Here is a 6449-nt window from a genome sequence, read left to right on the forward strand (position 1 = left end):
TTAAATCAATGAATCTGTTTGTAAAAACTCGATTACATCTCGAATTCCGACTGCAAGGCGGCTCGAACACAGTACAGAACCCCCTCGGGCACCCGCCCTGCAAACAATGCGGAAATCTCCGACACCGGCGGCAACTCGCCTTCACCGTCCAGGAACGCATCCTGAACTTCGCCCATCAACTCTTCGGGCAGATCCAGTGCCTGTTCCAGCGACAGTTGCTGCTTGCCGATGGCCTCGGCGAGCATGGTGTAGACGTTTTTTTCCGAGCACTGCAACTGACCGGCGATCTGCATCGGGGTCATACCGGCCCGCGCCAGGGTGATCAATTCGTGACGTACGTCGGCCACAGGCTTGGGCGCTTCGACCTGACCGCCGAGGACTTCGAGGAAGGCCTCGCCGTAGCGCTCCAGCTTGCGCGCGCCGACACCGCTGACCCGCGCCATTTCCGCCAGGGAGGTCGGCTGGCTGCGCAACATTTCCAGCAGGGTCGAGTCGGGGAAGATGACGTAGGGCGGCACACCGTGTTCTTCGGCGAGCTTGCGACGCAGGGCGCGCAAGGCTTCCCACTGTTCGCGCTCTTCGCCGCGGACCAGTTGGCTGGCCTGGCTCTTGCTGGTTTTCGCCGTGGTTTGCGCCTTGAGGTCGCGGCGCAGCTCCAGGGTCACTTCACCCTTGAGCAGCGGACGGCAGCTGTCGCTCAGGCGCAGACCGCCATAGCCTTCGTGATCGACGTCCGCCAGGCCACGGGCCACCAGTTGGCGGAACAGCGAGCGCCATTCGCTCTCGCCCAAGGCCTTGCCGACGCCGAACACCGACAGGTGCTGGTGACCGAAACTGCGGACTTTTTCGTTGTCCTTGCCCAGCAGCACATCCACCAGATGACCGACACCATAACGCTGGCCAGTGCGGAAGATCGCCGACAACGCCTGTCGCGCAGGTTCGGTGGCGTCCCAGGTCTGCACGCCATCGGTGCAGTTGTCGCAGTGACCGCAGGGTTCGGGCATTTCCTCGTCGAAATAGGCCAGCAGCGCCTGACGGCGGCAGCGGGTTTCTTCGCATAGCGAAAGCATGGCGTCGAGCTTGTGATGCTCCAGGCGCTTGTGGCGCTCATCGCCTTCGGAGTTCTGCAGCATTTGCTTGAGCATCACCACGTCTTGCAGGCCGTAGGCCATCCAGGCATCCGCCGGCAGACCGTCACGGCCGCCGCGTCCGGTTTCCTGGTAGTAGGCTTCCAGGGATTTTGGCAGGTCGAGGTGCGCGACGAAGCGCACATTGGGCTTGTCGATGCCCATGCCGAAGGCCACGGTGGCCACCATGATCAGGCCTTCCTCATTGAGGAAGCGTTTCTGGTGGTAGGCACGCAGGTCATTGGGCAGGCCGGCGTGATACGGCAGCGCCGGGAACCCTTGTTCGGTGAGAAAGGCCGCGACCTCCTCGACTTTTTTGCGCGACAGGCAATAGACGATGCCGGCATCGCTGCGCCGCTCGGCGAGGAAGGCCAGCAATTGCTTGCGCGGCTGCTCCTTGGGCACGATGCGGTAGAAAATGTTTGGCCGGTCGAAGCTCGACAGGAAGCGCTCGGCGTTCTGCAGGTGCAGGCGGGTGACGATTTCTTCCCGGGTACGCTTGTCGGCGGTGGCGGTCAGGGCGATGCGTGGCACATCGGGGAACATTTCCGCCAATTGGCCCAGTTGCAGGTATTCCGGACGGAAGTCGTGGCCCCACTGCGACACACAGTGCGCTTCGTCGATGGCAAACAGGGCGATATCCAAACCTTGCAGGAAGGACAGCATGCGCGGCTGGACCAGGCGTTCCGGCGCCAGGTAGAGCATTTTCACTTCGCCGCGCTTGATCCGGGCGGCCAGATCCCTTTGTTGCTCGGCGCTCAGGGTGGAGTTCAATGCAGCGGCGGCCACGCCCAGTTCTTCGAGGGTGGCGACCTGATCGTCCATCAACGCAATCAACGGCGACACCACCACCGCCAGGCCTTCGCGCAACAGTGCCGGCACCTGGAAGCACAGGGATTTGCCGCCACCGGTAGGCATCAGGACCAGGGCATCGCCGCCACTGGCCACGCGCTCAATGATTGCACCCTGACGGCCACGGAAACTGTCGTAGCCGAAGATGTCCTTGAGGACGCGTTGAGCCTGTTCGAGCATAAAAACTCCAAAAATCACCGAAACATCCCTGCAAGGCTGGTCCAGAATCGGTAACGCTGCACCGACAAATCGTAAGTGCGCATTGCATGACACTGCATATTCCGGCCGCGACGCCAGCAGGGCATCACAAAACGCGCGAGTATACCCGAGCACTCCCCGGCAAGGGGTGCCGCTGAGAAGACATGCGCAAGTCTCTGCCAGTTGCCTCACAAGGATCAGGGGCAATTGGGCAAATATGCCGTTCGGCTGGCCCAAGCGCTCAAGAAGGCCTAGAATTCCCGCATCGAATATTCCCCAAGGTAGTCTTTTAATGTCCTTCGCTGAGCAACTAACCCGCCTGCAAGTTTTCCTCGACGCCGATGAACTGCATGACGAGGCGCTGGACTACGTGGCCGCCCACGGCTACCTCACCGCGTTGTCGATCTGTGCGGAAAGCGTGCCGGACCGTGAGTGGATCGACGCCCTCTTCGCCGAAGAGCCGCATTACGCCGACGACACCGAGCGTGAAGCGATCGAATCCACCCTGCTGGCGCTCAAGGCCCACATCGCCCGCCAACTGGCCTCCGATGAAGAATTCGAGTTGCCCTGCGACCTGGACCTGGGCGAAGACCCGGACGATTCCGACCTGCGCGGCTGGTGCATCGGTTTCATGGAAGGCGTGTTCCTGCGCGAAGAAGCCTGGTTCGAAACCGCCGAAGACGAAGTCAGCGAAATGCTGTTGCCGATCATGGTCGGTTCGGGCCTGTTCGACGAGCAACCGGAGTTCTCCGATATTGCCGCCGACGCCAACCTGATGGACGACATGATCGTTCAAATCCCGGAAGCCCTGACCGCGCTGTACCTGCTGTGCAACGCACCGGACGAAAAACCGGCGATCCTCAAGCCTCGTCACCACTAAGGTCCTGCCTATGGACAACCCCATAGGCAACCGCCCCCTGATGTTGCGCTACGTGCTGCTGGCCATCGGCTGGCTGAGCGTAGCGCTGGGGGTCATCGGTATCTTCCTGCCGGTATTGCCCACCACCCCCTTCCTGTTGCTGGCAGCCGCCTGCTTCGCCCGCAGCTCGCCGCGTTTCTACCATTGGCTGGTCGATCACCCCCGCTTGGGCCCGTGGATTCGCGACTACCTCGACGGCAACGGTATCCCGCTCAAGGGCAAGGTCTACGCCATTGGCCTGATGTGGGTCAGCATCCTGTTTTCCTGCTACCTGGTGCCGATGCCCTGGGCACGCGGGTTCATGCTGACCAGTGCGGTGCTGGTGACCATTTACATCCTCAGGCAGAAAACGCTGCACAAGCCCTGACCCTTTTTGCAAAACACCCGCCCCTGTAGGAGCGAGCATGCTCGCGATGAACCTGAGGCCAGCGCGGGGTGTCAGGTTGCCCGCGTCATCGTTGACGTCCATCGCGAGCAAGCTCGCTCCTACACAACCGCAGAATTCTGGCTCGCCCGACGACCTACCCTACCCCCGCGAAAACACCACCTAGACTTGACCCATCTGCCCCCCGAGCAGCCAGACATGCTCCGCAGTCCGCGTAGTCCAGGATGGCCAGCGCCCCGACTTGGGTTCGGCGGATGGCTGTTGCTCGGTGGATTGCTGTTGACCGGGCTGGGCAGTGTCTGGGCCGACTGGGATTTCGCGCAGATCTTGCAAACCGCCGAAAAACGCTATGGCAACCTCGGCCCGGCGCGTGGACGGATCGAGGCCTGGGGCCAGATGCTGCAAGGTGAGCGCAACGCCCCCGAGCGCGAGCAGTTGACCGTGGTCAACCGCTTCTTCAATCAGCAGCTCAGTTTTCAGGACGACACGCGCATCTGGCGTCAGACCGATTACTGGGCCACGCCCGTCGAAGCCCTGGTCAAAGGCGCCGCCGACTGCGAGGACTACGCCCTGGCGAAATACTTCAGCCTGCGCGAACTCGGCATTCCCAGCGAAAAACTGCGCATCACCTACGTCAAGGCACTGACCCAGAACCAGGCGCACATGGTGTTGACCTTCTACGCCAGCCCCACCGCCGACCCGCTGGTGCTGGACAACCTGATCGGCGACATCCGCCCCGCCTCGCAACGCAAGGATCTGCTGCCGGTGTATGCCTTCAATGCCGAAGGCCTTTACCTGCCGGGGGCCAATGGCGGCAAACGCAGCAGCGACTCGAAAAAGCTGTCGCGCTGGCAAGACGTACTGCAAAAAATGCAGACCGAGGGCTTCGCCGTCGGCGATGGCTGAAGGTCGTAGCAAGGAGCGTTCGATGAAACTGCGCAACCAGTTGTTCGTCGCCATCTGCCTGTTTTTGGCGGTGGCGTTCAGCGGCAGTTTTTTTGTCAGCCTGGAAAGCTCGCGCGAACAGATGCTCAGCCAGTTGCGCGCCCACGCCCAGGACGCCGCCACCGCACTGGGCCTGTCGCTGACCGCGCAGCTCGATGACCCGGCCATGATGGAACTGATGGTCAGTTCGATTTTCGACAGTGGCTACTTCAGCAGCATCCGCATCGTCGACATCAAGGATCGACAGGTGTTGGTGGAGCGCAATGCATCGACGCGGATCGAGGGCGTGCCCGGCTGGTTCGTGCGCCTGGTGGACCTGCGTCACGAGGGCGGCGATGCGCTGATCATGCGTGGCTGGGAACAGGCGGCCCGGGTCGAAGTACTGAGCAACCCACAGTTTGCCCTGGCCAAACTCTGGGACAGCACCCTCGGCAGCCTGATCTGGCTGCTGCTGTGCGGCCTGCTCAGCGCCGTGTTCGGGGGCTGGCTGCTGCGCCGGCAACTGCGTCCTCTCGACACCTTGGTCAAACAGGCCGAAGCCATCAGCAAACGCGAATTCCTGAGCCTGCCGAAACTGCCCCGCACCCCGGAACTCAAGCGCGTGGTACTGGCGATGAATCAGATGGTGGAAAAGCTCAAGGCGCTGTTCAGCGAGGAAGCGGCGCGCAGTGAGCTACTGCGCGACGAATCTTACCGGGACCACCTCACTGGACTGGCCAATCGGCGATTGCTCGATGAACAACTGGCTGATCATCTGCTGGTGGCCGAGCACCATTGTGAGGGCCACCTGCTGACGCTGCGGCTCAACGACCTCGCCGGGCTCAACCAGCGTCTAGGCGGCCAGCGCACCGATGCGCTGATCAGCGCGGTCGGTGAGTTCCTCAAGCGCTTGACCGGGCTGCCGGAGCGCCGCACCTGGCTGGCGGCGCGCAACCGCGGTGGCGAGTTCAGCCTGCTGACACCGGGCCTGAACACCGAGGACGCCAAACGCCTGGCCTCCGAAATCAGCACCACCCTGGAAAACCTGCGCCTGACCGGCGCCAGCGACTGCTTGCCGGTGGCTCACGTGGGCATCGTCGCTTACCGTCCCGGCGAGCCGGCCAGCGAGGTGTTGATGCGCCTCGATCAAGCCCTGACTCTGGCTCGGCAACGAGGTGAGCGACCCTGGGCGATGCTGAGCCACGGCCAGACCCCACAGAATCACACCGGGCAAGACTGGCACAGCTGGATCGACGACGCGCTGAACCACGGCAAATTGCAGCTGTATTTTCAGCCGGTGGTGCAATGCGCTGACACCAGCCAAGTGCTGCATCACAAAGTGCTCGCCCGCCTGCTCGACCCCCAGGGCCAGGCGATTGCCGCCGGGCAGTTCCTGCCGTGGATCGAACGTCTGGGCTGGTCCGCCCGCTTCGACCTGGCCATGCTTGATGCCACCCTCGATTACCTGGCGGTCAATCGCTGGCCACTGGCGCTGAGCCTGTCCGGCAGCACCCTGCGCGATCAGCCACAACTGCGCCTGATCCTCGAGCTGCTCGAATCACTGCCGGAACTGGCGCCGTTGCTGATCCTGGAAATCGACGAACGCCAACTGCCCCCGCCCGACGAACTGCAGCGCCTGTGCCACAGCCTGCTCAACACCGGCTATCGCATCGGCCTGCAGCATTTTGGCGGCAGTTTCAGCCAGATCGGCAACCTCACCCAGCTTGGCCTGGCCTACCTGAAAATCGACGGTGTCTACATCCGGCACATCGATGAACAACGGGATAAACGACTGTTCATCGAAGCGATCTACCGGGCCACCCACAGCATCGATCTGCCGTTGATTGCAGAGATGGTCGAAACCCAAGGGGAGTTGGAAGCCATCAGAGAATTGGGCATCTACGGGGTCATGGGCCGGCTGATCGGCCCACCCGAGCCCATGTAAACACCACCGCCCCTTGTGGAAGCGGGCTTGCTCGCGAATGCGGTGTCTCAGCCGCCATCAATGTTGCCTGACCCACCGCTTTCGCGAGCAAGCCCGCTC

5 protein-coding genes are annotated in these 6449 nt (G+C 62.3%); 4 read left to right on the forward strand and 1 reads right to left on the reverse strand.

Features of this window, described 5'->3' with window-relative positions; genetic code table 11:
* Nucleotides 1-32 precede the first annotated feature (32 nt).
* On the reverse strand, nt 33-2159 hold the full coding sequence (gene recQ, locus B0W55_RS19430; RefSeq protein WP_077047536.1) for a DNA helicase RecQ: 2127 nt from the start codon (nt 2157-2159) through the stop codon (nt 33-35).
* 310 nt (nt 2160-2469) lie between these two features.
* Between recQ and B0W55_RS19435 the strand changes: the two genes are divergently transcribed.
* The 4 genes from B0W55_RS19435 to lapD all read left to right on the forward strand — a co-directional run bounded on the left by B0W55_RS19435 (nt 2470) and on the right by lapD (nt 6350).
* Nucleotides 2470-3057: a YecA family protein gene (locus tag B0W55_RS19435; RefSeq protein ID WP_077047537.1), complete on the forward strand. Its 588-nt coding sequence runs from the start codon at nt 2470-2472 to the stop codon at nt 3055-3057.
* A 10-nt stretch (nt 3058-3067) separates the two neighbouring features.
* A complete protein-coding gene (locus B0W55_RS19440; RefSeq protein WP_077047538.1) occupies nt 3068-3463 on the forward strand; it encodes a YbaN family protein in 396 nt (131 codons plus the stop codon).
* Between the two features lie 216 nt (nt 3464-3679).
* Nucleotides 3680-4387, forward strand: a complete 708-nt coding sequence (lapG, locus tag B0W55_RS19445) for a cysteine protease LapG (RefSeq protein WP_077047539.1) — start codon at nt 3680-3682, stop codon at nt 4385-4387.
* 22 nt (nt 4388-4409) lie between these two features.
* Complete coding sequence (gene lapD / locus B0W55_RS19450; protein WP_077047540.1) at nt 4410-6350, forward strand: cyclic di-GMP receptor LapD; 1941 nt, start codon at nt 4410-4412, stop codon at nt 6348-6350.
* Nucleotides 6351-6449: the final 99 nt, after the last annotated feature.

The organism is Pseudomonas sp. KK4 (genome assembly GCF_001984065.1).
Classification (GTDB): Bacteria; Pseudomonadota; Gammaproteobacteria; order Pseudomonadales; family Pseudomonadaceae; genus Aquipseudomonas.